Consider the following 19,151-nt stretch of genomic DNA (forward strand, 5'->3'; position numbering starts at 1 on the left):
ATCGCATCATTTTATATTAAAAAAAACGTATCGCACAATTTTATGTGCTCGAGAACACTTTTTTTGTGTGTTCGAGCACATTTTTTGTGTTTTTTCTTGGTTAATAAAAATATAATCTATAGTTTCGTCGAAGAATAAAAAAATAACATGGCTTTTTTTACCCTTTTTCACCGCTTTTGAGGCCTTTTTTATTACACCAAAAAAGCGAAAAAATGAGTGGTGAAATTTTAAAAAATAGAAAAAAAAATAACTAAACAAAAACACATTCATTAACCAAAACCAAACAAAGAGTATGAAAAAAGTATTCTCAAAAAAACCTGGAAACTTAAGGTTGCATACTGTACTTGAAAAAAGTTTAAAAGCAACATTACTTTCGTTGTTGTCTTTAAGTTTTCAAGTTACCAATGCAGCACCTTCAAAAGAAATTCCGGTAAACAAAACCAATTTACTGGCATTTCAAAAACTAACGAAGGGTAAGGTTGTCGATGAAAAAGGAATTCCGATTCCCGGAGTAAATGTGATCATAAAAGGAACATCAAAAGGAGTGCAAACGGATATGGATGGAAGCTTTGCCATAGATGTACCCAATGCCAATACGATTTTAGTTTTTTCATTTTTAGGAATGCAGGATCAGGAAGTTGCGGCAGGAAACGGTTCTATCAACGTCGTGATGAAAGAAGCCGGTGAACAAATGGACGAGGTGGTAGTGGTAGGATATGCTAAAGTGAAAAAAGAGAGTTTAACCGGATCGCTGCAAACTTTAGACAATAAAAAAATTGTAGATGTAACTACTCCTTCTGTAGAAAATATGCTGGCAGGAAAAGCTACGGGAGTTTATGTAAATACTGGTGGCGGACAGCCGGGAGCCGTAGGAAAAATAATCATTCGAGGCAGAACAACCGTTAACGGAAGTACAGATCCTTTATGGGTAATTGACGGAGTTATTGTGGGGAATAGTTCGGCAAACATGAATCCATCTGATATCGAAACGTTAACGGTTCTTAAAGATGCCGCGTCTACAGCAGTTTACGGTTCACAGGGTGCCAATGGTGTTATTGTGGTTACTACAAAAAGTGGAAAAGCGGGGAAATCTAAAATTAGTTTTTCTGCTAAAACAGCTTTAACTACTATCAATAATGGAAATTTTAAAATCATGAACGGGTCGCAATTATACGATTTGTATGATTCGTTTGCCAACAAACAAGATTTTGAAAATGTTTGGTGGTGGAAACCGGAATTGAGAAACCAAAATTTTGACTGGTGGAATAATGGTACACAAACCGGACTTGCAGAGGATTACAATCTATCCATAAGTGGTGGCGGAGATAACTTTAAAAGCTACGTTTCTATTGGTCTTTATGACGAAACGGGTGCTATAAGAGGCTATGAGTACAAAAAATACAATGGTTTGATGAAATTTGAGTACAAACCAAATAGTTGGTTTACGCTAAGACCGCAAGTAAACCAGAGAAACAACAGATGATCAACAACATTCTGTGGGTGCACTTTACGGAAACATGCCTTGGGATAGTCCGTATCTGGAAGATGGATCTTTGGCAGGAAACGCGCCAAACCCAACCTGGGTAAATACAACCGGATCTAACTATTTATATGATTTACAATGGAATTATGGTGAATCTGAATCTTATACGGTTAGGGCAAATCTTGATTTTGATATTAAATTTAATAGCTGGCTAACATATTCTTCTGTAAACAATTACATTTTTGGTAATTATAATTCAACTTATTATTCAGATCCAAGATCTTCTGCAGGAGAAGCGGTAAAAGGCCGAATCGAAGATTACTTTTCTACTTATAACAGAATCTACACGAACCAATTATTAAAATTCAATAAATCATTCGGAAAACATGACTTTAATGCTCTTGCAGGTTATGAATGGAACGAATACAACTCTAAAACAAGTACTGGCGTAGCAACAGGAATTCCTCCGGGAATTATAGTTACAGATGCTGCTGCGGTACCTGAAAAAGTGGGTGGTAACAGATCGCAATGGGCTGTGCAGTCTTTGTTATCGAATGTGAATTATTCGTATGACAATCGTTATTTAGCGCAAGTTTCGTTTCGTCGTGACGGAGCTTCTAACTTTGGAGCAAATGCACAATATGGTAACTTTTTCTCTGTAAGTGGTGGTTGGAACATTCATAACGAAGCCTTTTTTCATGCCGATTATATCAATAATCTTAAGCTAAGAGCAAGTTATGGTTCGGTAGGAAATCGTCCTAACAGTTTGTACCCTCACCTTCCTTTGTATTCTTTCTCTCAAAGTTATAATGAAAATCCCGGAGCATTGGTTTCGCAATTGGCCAATCCGGATTTAAGCTGGGAAAAAACATATACTGGCGGCGTAGGTGTTGATGTTAGTTTCTTTAACCGAGTAAATATTACATTAGATTATTATAATAAAAACACTTCAGATTTATTATACAGAGTACCATTACCAGGAGTAATTGGTGTTACAAGTATCTGGAGAAACGTTGGAGCTGTAAATAACAGAGGTTTCGAGGCATCTTTGAATGTTGATATCATTAAAAATGAAAATTTACACTGGTCTGTAGATGCTAACATTGGTACTAATAAAAATAAAGTAACGAGTCTTTACGGAAGCAAGCAGGAAATTATTGTTGGAGATGGTAGTGGTATTGCAGGATCTGCATCAAAACTATTAACTCCCGGAAAAGATGTTGATAGCTGGTATTTGACAGAATGGGCTGGTGTAGATCCTGAAAACGGAAAACCACAATGGTTTACGACAAATGCTGCAGGAGAACGTGTAAAAACTTCTAACTATGGTGATGCTTCTAAACACCAAAAAGTAATTGGTTCTTATACTCCGGACTTTTTTGGAGGATTTTCTACCAGTGTAAATTATAAGAACTTTGATTTTGCTGCCATTTTCAGTTATTCTGTAGGAGGTGAAATTTATAATTATGCCAGAGCAGAATTCGATTCTGATGGTGCGTATACCGATAGAAACCAAATGAACCTTCACAGCGGATGGAGCCGTTGGGAAAAACCGGGGGATATTGCAACGCATCCGCAAGCACTTTACAATAATCCCAGTAACTCTAACAAAGCATCATCACGTTTCCTGGAAACCGGAACTTACTTAAAAATGAGAAGCATCACTTTAGGTTATAATGTACCTATCGAACGTTTGCATATCGCAAATCTTAGATTGTATATCGCCGGTGAAAACTTATTTACGATTACTCATTATTCCGGAGTTGATCCTGAAATTCCTCCTGCAAATGGCGCTATTACTGGTGTTGCGACACAGGTATATCCTCAAACGCGCAAAATTGTATTAGGACTTAACTTAACTCTATAAAAACAAAATCATGAAAAAGATATTTATATTATGTATGGCAATTAGTTTCCTGTCCTCATGTGATTTAGACAGAGAACCATTTGATTCCTATACAAAAGACAAAATTGAACAAGATAAAGAAGCTTCGATCGAAGTTTTACTAAACGGATGTTACGCACAATTAAAAGGATGGTCTGATGTTATGCACAGGGTTGGAGAATATCCGGGTGACAATATCATGATTAGAGGTACCTCTACAGATGCTTTTTATTCTTTTATCTCCTATCAGCACATACCGGACAACGGTCGTTTATCTGTTTTTTGGAACAATAGTTACAAAATTATTTCGCAATCAAGTGATTTAATGAAAATGATTGCCGAAGGAGAAAGCGCCGCTATGGATCAGCAATTAGGTGAAGCTTACTATTTAAGAGGTATGATTTACTTTTATTTGTGTCGTACTTACGGAAGACCTTATTCGCAATCACCAGAAACTAATTTAGGAGTGCCGATCGTAAATGGTTTACCGGCAGATTTAAATAATCTTAACCTTCCGGACAGGTCAACAGTAAAAGATACTTATGCACAAGCCATCAGTGATTTGAAAAAAGCTGAAGCTTTAATGACAACTGAAAGAAAAGCGGCTTATGCAACAAAAGAAGCTGCTCAGGCAATGCTTTCAAGAGTTTATTTGTATATGAGCGGAACATATGAAACCCCTAATCAGGAATATGCAACGCTTTCGATAGACTACGCAAATAAAGTAATAGCAAGCGGAAGATATCATTTATTAAGCAGAGACAGCTTCATGAAATTTAATACCTACGCTCCAGATTCTGATGAGCAAACCGAAACGATTTTTGCTGTAAAACAAGTGGCATCAGAATTTTCAGGTTACGATCATTTTTATGGAATTGGCGGAATGTATGCTAATATTCAGGGACAAGGCTGGGGCGAAATGTATGCCAGTGCCAAATATCTTGATTTGCTAAGAAAATCCGGTTTAAAGAAAGATGCGCGTTGGGCTTTTATCGATCCTCAATATACCACAGATGATGCAGGAAACAAAACTCAGGCATTCCGTTTTATTTATGACGTTAAAAATGCTACCGGTACACAAACGGGTTACAACTATATGCAACAACCATTAAAAACAAATCCTAATGGTACATTTTATATCACAATAGGAAATGCTGATTATAACTTAACCGCAGTAAATGCAGCCGAAAATCAATATTCGATTGAATACGAAGGTAAAACGTATACAGGCGAAAAAGATTTTATGATGTTGCTGAACCGTGTTTATCCAATGTATTATATCACGAAATGTTCTCTTCAGAATAATGATTCGCACCTGCACTCGCCTACTATTTCAAGATTGGCCGAGATGTATTTGAACATCGCAGAAGCATATGTTAAAAAAGGTGATTATAATAGTGCTTTAACCAACTTAAACATAATTCGAGAAAGATCGATTGTTGGTGGTGGTTATACATCATTAAACAGTACAAATGCCGTACAGCGAGTAGATGAAGAACGTCAGTTAGAGTTAGCGTTTGAAGCACATAGAGGTTATGATGTTTACAGAAATGGTCAAACTATGACGCGTCATTATCCTGGTCCTCACTTGCCAATGACAGACTGGCCGGCTTCAAGCTTGAGAGTGGTTCAATATATTCCGCAATCAGAAATTAATGCGTATCCTGGAACTTTAACACAGAATCCATAATTATTTAGAATTGTTTTGTTTTTGAAGCCTCTCTAATTTGGTAGATTAGAGAGGTAATTTTAAAAAAGAAATAAACGAACTATCGATACTATGAAAAACTTATTTTACTTATTTTTTGCTTCATTGCTCGTATCTTTTTCCTGTACAGAGAATAGCGAAACCACTGAGAAAGATCCTTTACAAAATCCAAAAACCAGTATTTCGCTTCCGTTGGCAGGAAACGCTTACAGCTCCAAACATTTAGAAAGCAATACTATTACGGATAACGGAATTGAAAACTGGACCAGTGCCGAAGAATTTTTCACTATTTATTTCAGAATTTCGAAAGCCGGAAGTTTTCAGTTAACTGTTGAAGAATCGGTAGAAGTAGTTGGAAAATCAGAATTAGAATTTTCGATTAATAATGAAGCCAAAAAAGTAAAATTTGATACTTCAAAAAAAGCGGTCACAATTGGTACCTGGAAAATTAATCAGGAAGGTTATGTTGCCGTTAAGATAAAAGGAATCAGTAAAACAGGAGATCGTTTTCCTGCTATAAATCGTTTAACGATTTCGAGTGATGATTACGATGCTAAAATATCATATGTTCCAAATAATGAAGGCAATTTTTATCATTGGGGACGTCGCGGGCCATCGGTACATTTAAATTATGAGGTTCCAGAAAACATCAATGCAAAATGGTATTATAACGAAGTTACCGTTCCGGAAAACGAAGATAAAATTGGTTCTTATTTTATGGCAAATGGTTTTGGAGAAGGTTACTTTGGTATTCAGGTCAATTCGGCTTCAGAAAGAAGGGTTTTATTTTCTGTATGGAGTCCGTTTAATACTGATGATCCGGCCAGTATTCCTGAATCTCATAAAATTAAAATGCTTAAAAAAGGCGAAAATGTTCACACAGGCGAATTTGGAAATGAAGGTTCTGGCGGTCAAAGCTATCTTAAATACAACTGGAAAGCAGGAACCACTTATAAATTTTTATTACAAGGATTCCCTCAAAACAATAATACAACCACGTATACTGCCTATTTTTACGCACCTGAATTGCAAAAATGGCTATTAATCGCTAGTTTTAATCGTCCTGAAACGAATACGTATTTAAAAAGATTTCATTCGTTCTTAGAAAATTTTATTCCGGAACAAGGCGATTTGTCACGTAAAGTACTCTTCAACAATCAATGGGTTTGTGACGATAAGGGAGTTTGGTCAGAGATCAATTCAGCTCGTTTTACAACAGATAATACCGGAGCAAAAGAATACCGAATGGATTTTGCAAGCGGACTCGACAATACTTCTTTTTATCTAAAAGACGGTGGTTTTTTTAACAATTATACAACACCAAAAACGATCTTTACACGACCTTTAAACAATAAAAAACCAGAAATAAATTTTGACACATTACCTTAAAAAGACGTTTTAAAAATAAACAATTTACAAAAACAATAATTCCCGATAATCAGCATTTAGATTATCATCATTTCAAATCAAATTAATTCAATTATGAAAACTAGTATTTTAAAATTCATGTTAGTGGCCTGTCTGTTGTTTGGAGGAGCAATCGCATCGGCACAAATGATCAAAACCAAAACACCAACCCGTCCAAAAGGTCAGCAAGATGTTTTGCGTTTGGCTACTGCTCCAATTCCAACAGTTCGTGTTGCTTTTATTGGTTTAGGAATGCGTGGCCCGGGAGCTGTTGAGCGTATGACGCATATTCCCGGAGTAGAAATCGTAGCGCTTTGCGATATGACAGAGAAAAACACACAATCGGCTAATGAAATTTTAACAAAAGCTGGTCTTCCTAAAGCACAGGAATTTTTTGGAGATGAAAATGCCTGGAGAAAAGTTACCGCCTTGCCAAATGTTGATTTAGTTTACATCGCAACCGACTGGAAACATCACGCTTTAATAGGTGTTCAGGCAATGAAAGACGGAAAACACGTAGCAATCGAAGTTCCGGGTGCTATGACCATGAAAGAAATATGGGATCTTATTGATACTTCCGAAAAAACCCGTAAACATTGTATGCAACTTGAAAATTGTGTTTACGATTTCTTCGAATTAACGACATTAAACATGGCACAGCAAGGTGTGTTTGGAGAAATTCTTCATGCCGAAGGTTCTTACATTCACGGTCTTCAACCATTTTGGGGTGAATACTGGAACAACTGGAGAATGGATTACAACATCAAACACCGAGGTGATATTTACGCAACTCACGGTATGGGACCAGCTTGTCAGGCTTTGAATATTCACCGTGGTGATAAAATGAACTTTTTAGTTTCTATGGATACCAAAGCAGTAGGAAATCCTGCTTACATCAAAGAAAAATCAGGTCAGGAAATTAAAGATTTTAGAAACGGAGATCATACCATGACTATGATTCGTACTGAAAACGGAAAAACAATCCAGATTCAGCACGACGTTACTTCTCCTCGTCCGTACAGCAGAATGTACCAATTGAGCGGAACTAAAGGTTTTGCCAACAAATATCCGTTAGAAGGTTATGCTTTAGACGGTGCAGCATTAGGAGATGATGTAAAACCAAATCACGAAAAATTAAGTGCACATTCATTTGTTCCTGAAGATGTTAAAAAAGCATTGATGGCAAAATACAAACATCCAATTGTAAAAGATATTGAAGAAAAAGCTAAAAAAGTGGGCGGTCACGGCGGAATGGATTTCGTGATGGATTACCGATTGATTCACTGTCTTCAAAAAGGTCTTCCGTTAGATATGGATGTTTACGATCTTGCAGAATGGTCTTGTTTAGGTCCTTTAACAGAGATCTCACTTGATAATAACTCGTCTCCTGTAGAAATTCCTGATTTCACTCGTGGCGGATGGAAAAAATTACAAAAATTAGAGTTTTCAGAGTAATAAATTTATTGGTTAGTTAGGTTAGCAAGAGAGCGCAATTCATAGTGCTCTCTTGCTTTTTATAAACATCATCAATTTCAAATAAAATGAAAAAAGTTTATTTAATTCTCTTGTTTAATTTCTTTATAGCTTCATTATTAACAGCACAAGAAAGACAAACTTTTGCTATAAGCGATGGGAATTTTTTGTTGAATGGAAAACCAATTCAGATTCATTCAGGCGAAATGCATTATTCCAGAATTCCACAACCGTATTGGCGTCATCGTTTAAAAATGATGAAAGCAATGGGTTTAAATGCTGTGGCAACCTACGTTTTCTGGAACTATCATGAAATTACTCCCGGAGTTTGGGATTTTAAAACCGGAAATAAAAACTTAGCCGAATACATTAAAACAGCACAGGAAGAAGGTTTATTTGTTATTCTTCGACCAGGTCCGTATGTATGTGCCGAATGGGAATTTGGCGGTTATCCTTGGTTTTTACAAAATGTTCCTAATATGGTGATTCGTGGAAATAACAAAGAATATCTAACTGCAACCAAAGCCTATTTTACCGAATTGTACAATCAAGTCAAAGATTTACAAATTACCAAAGGCGGACCAATTATTATGGTTCAGGGCGAAAATGAATTTGGTTCTTATGTCGCCCAACGTAAAGATATCCCGCTAGAAGAGCACAAAAAATACAGCGCCGCCGTTTTTCAGCAATTAAAAGATGTTGGTTTTGAAGTGCCATTTTTTACATCAGACGGAAGCTGGTTGTTTGAAGGCGGAGCTTTGCCGGGCGCTTTACCAACTGCCAATGGCGAAAGCGACATTCCAAAGTTAAAAGCCGTTGTCAATCAGTTTAATAATAATCAGGGACCTTATATGGTTGCCGAATTTTATCCGGGCTGGCTGGATCATTGGGCAGAACCTTTCCCGACACAAAAACCGGAACAAACCGTTCGTCAGACCAAAAAATATCTGGACAATCAAGTCTCTTTCAATTATTATATGGTACATGGCGGAACCAATTTTGGCTTTACCTCGGGTGCCAATTATGATAAAGAACACGATATTCAGCCAGACATGACTTCTTATGATTATGACGCTCCTATTAGCGAAGCGGGTTGGGCAACTCCAAAATACAATGCGTTAAGAGAATTATTAAAAACAAGTGAAACTCCTGCAGTTCCGGAAAAAATGCCTGTAATTACTCTTCCAAAAATTGCATTGACCAAAGTGGTTGATTTAGCCGATTTTAAATCGAAAATCACACCCGTTATTGAAGATAATCCGCAAACATTTGAACAACTAAATCAAGGCGATGGTTATGTTTGGTACAGCAAAAAATTTACACAACCTATTAGTGGGAAATTAGAATTGAAAGGATTACGTGATTATGCCATTATTTATGTTAACGGGAAAAAAGTAGCAGAACTGAACCGATATTATAAAAAATACGATTGCGAAATCGAAGTTCCCTTTAATGCCACTTTAGACATTTTGGTCGAAAACATGGGACGCATTAATTATGGTTCTCAAATTAATGCCAACAATAAAGGTATTATAATTCCTGTTGTCATTAACGGAGAAACCATTACCGGTGATTGGGAAATGTATAAATTACCAATGACCACGGCACCAGATTTAACAGCGTATAAAAACTCAGGTAAAATAAATCGTCCTACTTTATATCAGGGAACTTTTAATCTCACTAAAACCGGAGATACCTTTCTGGACATGCGCGATTGGGGCAAAGGAATTGTATTCGTAAACGGAATTAATATTGGACGTTATTGGAGCGTTGGTCCGCAACAAACTCTTTATTTGCCTGGATGCTGGCTTAAAAAAGGTAAAAATAGCATTGTCGTTTTCGAACAAAAAAATGAAACTATTCAAAAAGATATAAAGACTATTTTAACCCCAATTCTGGAAGATTTAAAACCAGAAAAAGGTTTATAAATAAAAAGCCATTCGATTGAATGGCTTTTTACTATTTTGATTTGAATATTACTTCCAGTTAAAAGTAATTTTCTTTTCTATTTCACTGCTTAAACTTAAAAACACCGGACACGTCATGGCTGAGCGTTCCAGAATTGTTTTGTTTTTCTCATCTGTAACACCCTGCATTTCAAAAGCAATTTCGATCGCTCCAATTCTTCTTGGTTCAGCGTTCATTATCTTAGTTACTTCGGCAGTTGAACCTATAAAATCTACGCCTAAATCACGTGCTTTGATTCCCATAATGGTCATCATGCAGCTTGCTAAAGCATTGGCAACTGTATCTGTTGGAGAAAATGCTTCTCCTTTTCCGTTATTGTCTAAAGGTGCATCAGAAATGATTTCGCTTCCTGATTGCACGTGAATTGATTTTGTTCTTAAATCTCCTAAATAGGTTACTTTTGATGTCATTAATTGGCTACTTTTAAAGTTAAGTCTGAATCGTAATATAAAATGTACACTCCTTTATTGGCGTGTCCACCATCTTCTTTTTTATAAAATTGAAATTTATTGTCAACTTGTTCCGTTGTCATTAAATCTGCAGTTTCCTGATATGTTTTTCCTTGTACCAAACGCATCATCGTATCAAAAGTAACATCAAATCCGCGTGTTGCATAAGTATTTGGGTTTATCTTATTCTTCAATCTGTATTCTTTATCGAAGATTAAAACTCCCGGTTCATCGCTTTCACGAGTTACAGACGGATACATTAATTTCAGTTTTACTAAGTTATCAAAACTAATTTCGTCAGTATCCAATGTGCTGTTTGGTTCTAAAATAACCAATTGAACCTGACATGTTTTTTGCGCATCCAGCAAAGCTTTAATGGTAGTTTTTACCATAGCCGTGTTTCCGGTTTCCATTACCACATAATTCATTCTGTTTGGCAATAACAAACTTTTTAAGCTCGCTACATCCAAACCACCTGTTTCTGTCAAAGCTGCAAAAACAACTCCTTTTTGGTTTTGTTTGATATAACTAATCACCGATTCTTTCTTTTTATCAACAACAGCTACAATGTTTCCGTTTTTCGCACGCATATAATCAAACATCGCATTTCTCACCACATCACTAGACGGAATTGTCTGGTATAAATTATCAATTGGGTTTGCTTTATCTTTTGATAATGGAGAAATCACCGGAACATTAAACAAACGCAATGTATTTGCTGTAGCTTCAGCATTATTTTGATAAAATGGTCCAATTACTGCATGGGCATCCTGCAATTTATTCTGAGCCATTAAAGTAGAAACATTTGAACTCGTCTTTGTTTCCTGAGAATCATAAATCGCCACATCAATTGGCAATTTCAAGGTTTTAGCCGAGTCGATCGCCATCATTGCTCCTGCATAAAAATCAAGAGTCATGTTTAAGAATTTATCGTTTTTGATACGATTAGCAGGACTTGTTGTATCATTCTGCATTTTATTCAAATTAAATGGCAACAATAAAACTAATTTTTTACGATCGTTTTGTCCTCTTTTCTTCGTTAGTTCCACCACTTCCGGATTAACCGATACAGTTTCAGATTTTACTTTATCTACAATTTGTATAGAACCTCCTGTATTTGAATTTTCTATTGCTTTTTCAACAGGCTGCTGTTGCGGAATAATTGGAGCCGGAGCTAAATATCCTGCAGGAACTTTTAAAACCATTCCTTCTTTTACTCCTTCAGAAAGTGACGGATTCAATGCCGTTAATTCTTCCTGAGAAATGTGAAAAGTTCTTCCTAAACTATAAAAAGTCTCTTTTGGTTTTACCTGATACTCCATATAAGTTGTCGCTTTTTTAGCAGTTTCAACTGGTTTGGCAGTAGTTGTTACAGCAGGACTTGCAGCATCTGTTTTAGGTGCTTTTCCTTTTATGGTTAGTCGGTATCCTACGGGTAAATTAGAAACAATTTCAGGATTGCGTTTTTCTAATTCTTCAATGGTTATTCCGTATTGTTTAGCGATCGAAAACTTAGTTTCTTTTGCTACAACATCATGATATACATATTTTTCCTGAGCTTTTTCTTTCGCTGGTTTTTCAGCCGCTACCGAAGATTTTACAGCCGATTTTACCGCTGATCCTTTTGCAGGAATCACCAGTTTTTGTCCAATCTGAACTCCGGTTTTTTCTAAAGTAGGGTTTGCCGCTTTCAAAGCTTCATCAGAGATACCATACTTTTTCTCGATACTATAAAAAGTTTCTTTTGGCTGTACTTCATGAATTATTTCTTTGGTATTACCGCCCGTTTTTGCCACAGCTGTTTCTGTTTTAACCGCTGCAGATTTTGCATTATTGGTAGGGATCAGTAAAACTGTATTGGGTTTTATACCACTTCTGGCATCGGGGTTTAATGCATAAATATCATAAGGCGTAACCTTAAATTTTACGGCAATCTGGTTAATAGTTTCTCCATTCGCAACGGTATATTTAATAACCTTTTCTTGTGAAAAAGCAGAAAATGTTACAAAAAAAACGAGAAACAATAATGTTGAATAATACTTCATAATAGACTTAAAACAATTTAATTTTTAATTCAAAACAAGTTACTAAAATCTCTTTAAAGCAAGATTCTTGCCACTTGTTATTTTATCGCCAATTATTATCTAAGATCAATTTCTACCTTAGCAATAACAACCTCTTTATATAACTCATCTTCTTCGTTTTTCTTGCATTTATAAAGCACTTCTTCCATATTTTGGTACATATCTGAGTAAACATAGTACGAAAGACTGTTGATATTAAAGAAGAAACTAGCGTTAAAATCGCCAGAATCAATGAGTTTCATAATGAGCTTATCTCTCAGCGACGAGTCTGTAAATATACCTAAAACTAAGTAATAGCCGTTTGAAACTTCTTTAAGATTATCATAAACTTCAACTTTTACTGTTTTGTCTGCTCTAAGCGGATTTTCCTTAAGTTCACGCTTCATTTCTTCAAGCGAAATTGTTTTTGCAGATTCAGCAGAAGTTGATTTATCTTGTTTTTTAATGGCTTCATCCTGATACTTTTTCAATTTTATCAAAGCCAGTTTATCATCAAACTTTCGGGCTTCCATACTATAATAAGTCGCTTTGCTGATATGTCGTTTTACTTCGATTTTTTTCTGCGTATCAAGCGAATCAATCTTAGCAATTAAAAGCTGATTTTGCGCATCGCCCTGCTCCTGTTCTATTTTATATCTTTTTATTTCTTCTAATGAAAGTCGTTGCTGCAAAGAAGTAACGTTTGTATTTTTTTCGCTTTCGCGGATTTTCTTCTTGTATTCCTGATTTTCTTCAACAGCAATTTTTTCTACTTTATTCATTAAACCGGCATAAGCTTTTCGGTTTTCGGCTAATTCTTTTTTTAGTTGAGAAGATAATTCACTGGTTTTGCCAATACTTTCATACGATCGCTTTTCTAATCTTTTTGACTCATCGACATTCAGAATATCCATTCTTTTTAAATCGACCAAATCATTATTCATCGTGTTCACCAACGAATCTAATTTTGCCATTAAAATATCCTGTACATTTTTATTGGCTTCCAGAACCAAACGTAATTTTTCAACCGAATTTTCTTTAGAACCGTTCATGTCATTCAGATTCACTTTCAAATCATTAATCTTAATAATCTTTTGATTCATTTCTTTCTGAACCACCAATCTGTCTTTCAAATCTTCCAGTTCAACCGTTTTGGCTTTTCCTTTTTCGACTACAACTTGTTTTTCGGCTAAAGCCAACATCAATTCTTCGCTTTCGTTTGTTGGTTTTATTGCTGCAGTATTAATAGCTAATTTATTTCCAACAATTAACCCGTTAACGATTTCAGGATTTTGAGATTCTAACTGATCGATAGAAATATTGTATTTTTTCGCAATCGAAAATTTAGTTTCCTTTGGTTCAACCACATGAAAAACCGTTTCCTGATTGATTACGCGAACTCGTCCGTCTAAGGTTTTTCGTTTGTTCGGAATTGAAATCGTCTGACCAATCTGTAATCCGTTAATAAGAAGGTCTTTGTTTAGATTTTCTAAATCATTAACAGATACATTATAAGCTCTCGCGATACTAAACAAGGATTCTTTGGCTACAACCTGATGCGTTACTTTTGAAGAAGTTGTACTTTCTGTTTTAAGAAAACTCGAAGGATTCGGAATAATTAATTCCTGACCAATCTGTAATCCATTGGCCAAAATGGGGTTTGCATTTTGAAGCGCTTCTACAGTAATATTATATTGTTTTGATAAACCAAAAAGGGTTTCTTTGGGACCAACAACATGAGTAATTTGCTGGTTTGAATTTTCTTTTTCTGCGGAGTGAACCGGAATCTTAATAATTTGATTGTCTTTGATTCCGCTCTGCGACTCGGGGTTGAGTTTGTAAATTTCATCTACAGAAACCTTGTATTTTTGGGCAATAAAATAGGCAGTTTCTCCTTTTTGAATTTTGTGTTCAATAATTGAATCTTGCGCAGTTATTTTGTTAAAAGACAAAATAAAGACAAGAGAAATCGTTAAAAATTCTCTCATAAATAGTAGGTTTAAAAAATTAAGGCGTTACAAATGTAACGCCTTAATTTGAAAAACAATACTATTCCCACTCAATTGTTGCTGGTGGTTTTGAGCTAATATCGTAAACCACGCGGTTCACGCCTTTTACTTTATTTATAATGTCATTCGACACTTTCATCAAGAAATCGTAAGGTAAATGAACCCAGTCAGCAGTCATACCATCTGTTGATTCTACAGCTCTAAGCGCTACTACTTTTTCGTAAGTACGCTCATCGCCCATCACCCCAACACTATTTACCGGAAGCAAAATTGCTCCAGCCTGCCAAACTTTGTCATACAATCCCCAAGATTTTAATCCGTCGATAAAAACAGCATCAACATCTTGCAGGATTTGAACTTTCTCCGGAGTAATATCTCCTAAAATTCTGATTGATAATCCTGGTCCCGGAAAAGGGTGTCTTCCTAATAATTCAGGATCTATTCCTAAAGTAGCTCCAACTCTACGAACTTCGTCTTTAAACAACATTCTAAGTGGTTCTACAATTTTTAATTTCATATAATCCGGCAATCCACCTACATTATGGTGTGATTTAATCGTTGCCGATGGTCCTTTTACAGATACCGATTCAATTACGTCAGGATAGATAGTTCCTTGTGCCAGCCATTTTACGTCTTCGATCAAATGTGATTCATCATCAAAAACTTCGATAAATACACGACCAATAGTTTTACGTTTGGTTTCAGGATCACTGATTCCGGCCAATTCGCTTAAGAAACGATCTCCGGCGTCTACTCCTTTTACATTCAATCCCATTCCTTTGTATTGATCTAATACATTTTGGAATTCGTTTTTACGAAGTAAACCGTTATTTACGAAAATACAATATAAGTTTTTACCAATTGCCTGGTGTAATAAAACTGCAGCTACAGTAGAATCTACTCCGCCTGACAATCCTAAAACTACTTTATCGTTTCCTAATTTCTCTTTTAATTCTCCCACCATTTCTTCTACGAAAGCATTTGGTGTAAAGTTTTGAGGAACTTCGGCAATGTCTACTAAAAAGTTTTTCAACATTTTTGATCCATCTGTAGAATGGAAAACTTCAGGGTGATACTGAATTGCATAAGTTGTTTCGCCGTCAATTTTGTAAGCAGCATATTCTACATCATGCGTGCTTGCCAATTTTACAGCATTTGTTGGTAAAGCCTTGATACTATCACTATGACTCATCCAAACCTGACTGTTTTCTGAAACTCCGTTAAAGAAAGTTTCCCCTTCTTTAATATAAGATAAATTCGCTCTACCATATTCTCTGGTGTTCGAAGCGGCTACTTCACCTCCACTAAAATGGGCTAAATATTGTGCTCCGTAACAAACTGCCAACATAGGTAGTTTGCCTCGAATTTGAGATAAATCAGGATGTGGAGCATCTTCTGCACGAACAGAAAAAGGGCTTCCTCCTAAAATTACGGCTTTATAAGGTGATAAATCACTAGGAAAGTGATTGTAAGGGAAAATTTCGCAGAATATATTTAATTCGCGAACTCTACGCGCAATAAGCTGTGTATATTGCGATCCGAAATCTAAAATAAGTACGTTGTGTTGCATGCGCAAAAATACTTTTTATATTCGAATTTGAAAAATGGAATTTTGATTTTTTTTCTATATAGATTCTAAGTTTCTGAGTTACTAAGTTTCTAAGGTGTTGGATCGTCAAAAAAACTTAGTTACTTAGCACCTTAGAAACTTAGTATCTTAAAAAAAAACCAACATTCAAGAAACATCGTATTTAAACGAAAAACCATAAACATGAAATCAAGACTTATTGCCCTTTTTCTTTTTTTAGCTGTCTTTGTAACCTCTTGCGATGCGGTAGACGACTTATTGACTTTTACTATTTCTAATGAAGCTTCTATTAAGATAAAAAGCAATTTACCCATCAATCTGCCATCAGAAATTATTACCCCTGATGTTACTACAAATTCTTCGGCTGAATTTAGCAACAACAAAACCAAAGCGAGTTTGGTAAAAGATGTAAAAATAAGGTCTCTTACATTAACGATTTCTGATCCTTCAGATAAAACTTTTACATTTTTAAAATCAATTCATCTCTACATATCCACAAATGATGCTGACGAAATCGAATTGGCCTATCTGGACAATATCAACTCGACAAGCAATACACTAGATTTAATTTGTACCGATGCCAGACTAGATCAATACATTAAAGCCGATAAATATAAAATAAGAACTCAGGTTACCTTAAAAGAAACTCTTACCAAAGATGTAACCGTAAAAGCAAATATGAAGTTTAGAGTAACTGCGGATCCTTTCTAAAGGTTCTTAGATTCTGAGTTGCTAAGATTCTAAGTTTTAAAAAACTAGAATCTTCGATTCTTAAAAACGAAGGCTCAAAGGTAAACAAGATCAAAACTTGTTCCTTTGAACCTTTTTTGTATTTCCCCAAAAGAAAAACTTAGTCCCAAAGTCCAATCTCATCAAGTTAAAGAAAAATCCACTGGAACAATTTGTTAAGGATAATATCTCATCACTTTTTTTTGTTCCATCGGAACATTTCATTGGTAGTTCAATAAATACGGCGTTTTTTCACGTTCCGTAGGAACGTTTGATTTTATAAATAATAATTTATACAGATTACCTATACAATTCATCAAACGTCCCAATGGGACGATGTTTCTCACAATGCATTCTTTTTTCTACCAATGAGGTGTTCCGATGGAACACAATCTAAAATATATTAACTTAATGGCATTGCCCGAAGCCTTGGAATAGCAGCTTAGAACCTCAGAACCTTCAAAAAAAACTTAGAACCTTAGCAGCTTAGAACCTTACTAACTCAAAAAAAATCCCTAAATTTATAAACCCATACCAAAAACCGTTTTTACATCATAACCAAGTGTATCTTAAAATATAATCATTAAGAAAGTAAACCATAACCAATGTTTGTACTATCTGAATATTAATTTTAAAAATATAATCCATGAGTAAAATAGTTGCAGAACAATTAGTTGACATGTTGGTAGAAGCCGGAGTAAAACGCGTTTATGCGGTTACCGGTGATAGTTTAAATCATTTTAATGATGCGATACGCAGAAACGGAAAAATAAAATGGATTCATGTTCGCCATGAAGAAGTGGGCGCTTATGCAGCTGCTGCCGAGGCCGAATTAGACGGTTTTGCGGTTTGTGCCGGAAGTTGCGGCCCGGGACATGTACACTTAATAAATGGTTTGTATGATGCGCATCGTTCGCACGTTCCTTTATTAGCCATTGCTTCCACCATAAATACAAGCGAAATGGGAATGGATTATTTCCAGGAAACTAATACCATTAAACTTTTCGACGATTGCAGTTATTATAATCAGATGATTATGACGGCTGAGCAAGCTCCCCGAATCATACAAACTGCCATACAACATGCTTTGGGCAAAAAAGGTGTTGCCGTAATTGGTTTACCGGGTGATGTATCAGAATTAAAAGCGGTTGAAAGCAATATTTCAACTCAGTTTTTTCATTGTAATCCGGTTATCAGACCTTCTGATACTGAATTACAGCATTTAGCAAAAGCGATCAATGAGAGTTCCAAAATCACTTTATTCTGCGGAATTGGTGCCGAAAAAGCTCACGATCAGGTGGTGCAATTATCGCAGCATATCAAAGCTCCCGTAGGATATTCTTTCCGAGGAAAAATGAGTATTCAGCCCAATAATCCTAACGAAATAGGAATGACAGGTTTACTTGGTCAGCCTTCTGCTTATCATAGCATGCACGAATCGCATTTGGTTTTATTGTTAGGAACTGATTTTCCTTACGATAAATTCATGCCTGGTGATAATAAAATTATTCAAATCGATACCAGCACGGAACGTTTAGGCCGAAGAGCCAATCTGTACATGGGATTATGCGGTGATGTCGCCGATACTATAGAAGCTTTATTACCATTATTAGAAACCAAAACCGATGATAGTTTTTTACAGGCACAGCTTAAATTATATGCCAGCGTAAAAGAAAACATGAACACTTATATTAATGATAATGGCGGAGAAGATACTATTCAGCCGGAATATGTGGCGCATATCATTGATAAACTGGCCACTAAAGATGCCATTTTCACAGTCGATACCGGGATGACCTGCGTTTGGGGAGCTCGTTTCATAAAGGGAACAGGAGAAAGAAAAATGCTGGGTTCTTTCAATCACGGATCTATGGCCAATGCAATGCCAATGGCTATAGGAGCAGCTCTCGCACATCCTGAAAGACAAGTAATTGCCATGTGTGGTGATGGTGGTATCTCAATGCTATTGGGTGATTTGGCAACCATTAAACAATATGAAATTCCCATAAAAATTATTGTTTTTAATAATCGTGCTTTAGGAATGGTAAAACTCGAAATGGAAGTGACTGGTTTACCAGATAATGAAACCGATATGGTCAATCCGGACTTTGGACTAATTGCTCAGGCAATGGGTTTTCAGGGTGTAAATGTGCACAAACCCGAAGAAGTTGAAACTGCAATCGAAAATGCGTTGAGACATAATGGTCCTGTTTTACTAAACATCTTCACGAACCCAAATGCATTGGCAATGCCGCCAAAAGTAGAATGGGAACAAGTTGTGGGTATGGCAAAATCGATGACAAGACTAATGCTGGGCGGTAAAATGGATGAAGTTTTAGATACTATTAAATCTAATTATAAGCATTTAAAAGAAGGCATCTAAAACTGA

The 19,151-nt window shown here is 35.9% G+C and carries 12 protein-coding genes; 8 read left to right on the forward strand and 4 right to left on the reverse strand.

The window, feature by feature from the left end; all coding sequences use genetic code 11:
• Positions 1–292: 292 nt before the first annotated feature.
• The 6 genes from ACIDC4_RS03550 to ACIDC4_RS03575 all read left to right on the forward strand — a co-directional run bounded on the left by ACIDC4_RS03550 (position 293) and on the right by ACIDC4_RS03575 (position 9,884).
• Positions 293–1,483: a carboxypeptidase-like regulatory domain-containing protein gene (locus ACIDC4_RS03550; RefSeq protein WP_412041774.1), complete on the forward strand. Its 1,191-nt coding sequence runs from the start codon at positions 293–295 to the stop codon at positions 1,481–1,483.
• 13 nt (positions 1,484–1,496) lie between these two features.
• The gene (locus ACIDC4_RS03555; RefSeq protein ID WP_412041775.1) at positions 1,497–3,350 is read left to right on the forward strand and encodes a SusC/RagA family TonB-linked outer membrane protein; all 1,854 of its coding nucleotides are present in this window, start codon (positions 1,497–1,499) and stop codon (positions 3,348–3,350) included.
• A 10-nt stretch (positions 3,351–3,360) separates the two neighbouring features.
• Positions 3,361–5,058 (forward strand): RagB/SusD family nutrient uptake outer membrane protein, encoded by a 1,698-nt coding sequence (locus ACIDC4_RS03560; protein ID WP_412041776.1) that lies wholly within the window; start codon positions 3,361–3,363, stop codon positions 5,056–5,058.
• Between the two features lie 90 nt (positions 5,059–5,148).
• Positions 5,149–6,465 carry a DUF3472 domain-containing protein gene (locus tag ACIDC4_RS03565; RefSeq protein ID WP_412041777.1) on the forward strand — a complete coding sequence of 439 codons (1,317 nt, stop codon included), beginning with the start codon at positions 5,149–5,151 and terminating at the stop codon, positions 6,463–6,465.
• 117 nt (positions 6,466–6,582) lie between these two features.
• Entirely contained in the window at positions 6,583–7,938 is a 1,356-nt protein-coding gene (locus ACIDC4_RS03570; protein WP_230040914.1) for a Gfo/Idh/MocA family protein, read from the forward strand.
• Positions 7,939–8,024: 86 nt separating this feature from the next.
• Positions 8,025–9,884, forward strand: a complete 1,860-nt coding sequence (locus tag ACIDC4_RS03575) for a glycoside hydrolase family 35 protein (protein WP_412041778.1) — start codon at positions 8,025–8,027, stop codon at positions 9,882–9,884.
• 48 nt (positions 9,885–9,932) lie between these two features.
• Here the strand turns inward: ACIDC4_RS03575 and ACIDC4_RS03580 are convergent, their stop codons facing one another.
• The 4 genes from ACIDC4_RS03580 to guaA all read right to left on the reverse strand — a co-directional run bounded on the left by ACIDC4_RS03580 (position 9,933) and on the right by guaA (position 16,015).
• A complete protein-coding gene (locus tag ACIDC4_RS03580; RefSeq protein ID WP_412041779.1) occupies positions 9,933–10,334 on the reverse strand; it encodes an OsmC family protein in 402 nt (133 codons plus the stop codon).
• Positions 10,334–12,418, reverse strand: a complete 2,085-nt coding sequence (locus tag ACIDC4_RS03585) for a LysM peptidoglycan-binding domain-containing protein (RefSeq protein ID WP_412041780.1) — start codon at positions 12,416–12,418, stop codon at positions 10,334–10,336. The genes ACIDC4_RS03580 and ACIDC4_RS03585 overlap by 1 nt, the downstream gene beginning before the upstream one ends.
• A gap of 95 nt (positions 12,419–12,513) precedes the next feature.
• Positions 12,514–14,424: a lytic transglycosylase gene (locus tag ACIDC4_RS03590; RefSeq protein ID WP_412041781.1), complete on the reverse strand. Its 1,911-nt coding sequence runs from the start codon at positions 14,422–14,424 to the stop codon at positions 12,514–12,516.
• Between the two features lie 61 nt (positions 14,425–14,485).
• Positions 14,486–16,015, reverse strand: a complete 1,530-nt coding sequence (gene guaA, locus ACIDC4_RS03595; RefSeq protein WP_412041782.1) for a glutamine-hydrolyzing GMP synthase — start codon at positions 16,013–16,015, stop codon at positions 14,486–14,488.
• A gap of 201 nt (positions 16,016–16,216) precedes the next feature.
• Here guaA and ACIDC4_RS03600 point away from each other — a divergent pair, with 201 nt between their 5' ends.
• Both ACIDC4_RS03600 and ACIDC4_RS03605 read left to right on the forward strand, forming a co-directional pair.
• Entirely contained in the window at positions 16,217–16,744 is a 528-nt protein-coding gene (locus ACIDC4_RS03600) for a hypothetical protein (protein ID WP_412041783.1), read from the forward strand.
• A 664-nt stretch (positions 16,745–17,408) separates the two neighbouring features.
• A complete protein-coding gene (locus ACIDC4_RS03605; RefSeq protein WP_412041784.1) occupies positions 17,409–19,145 on the forward strand; it encodes a thiamine pyrophosphate-dependent enzyme in 1,737 nt (578 codons plus the stop codon).
• Positions 19,146–19,151: the final 6 nt, after the last annotated feature.

It is taken from the genome of Flavobacterium sp. C3NV (assembly GCF_046825355.2).
In the GTDB taxonomy this organism is placed as follows: Bacteria; Bacteroidota; Bacteroidia; order Flavobacteriales; family Flavobacteriaceae; genus Flavobacterium.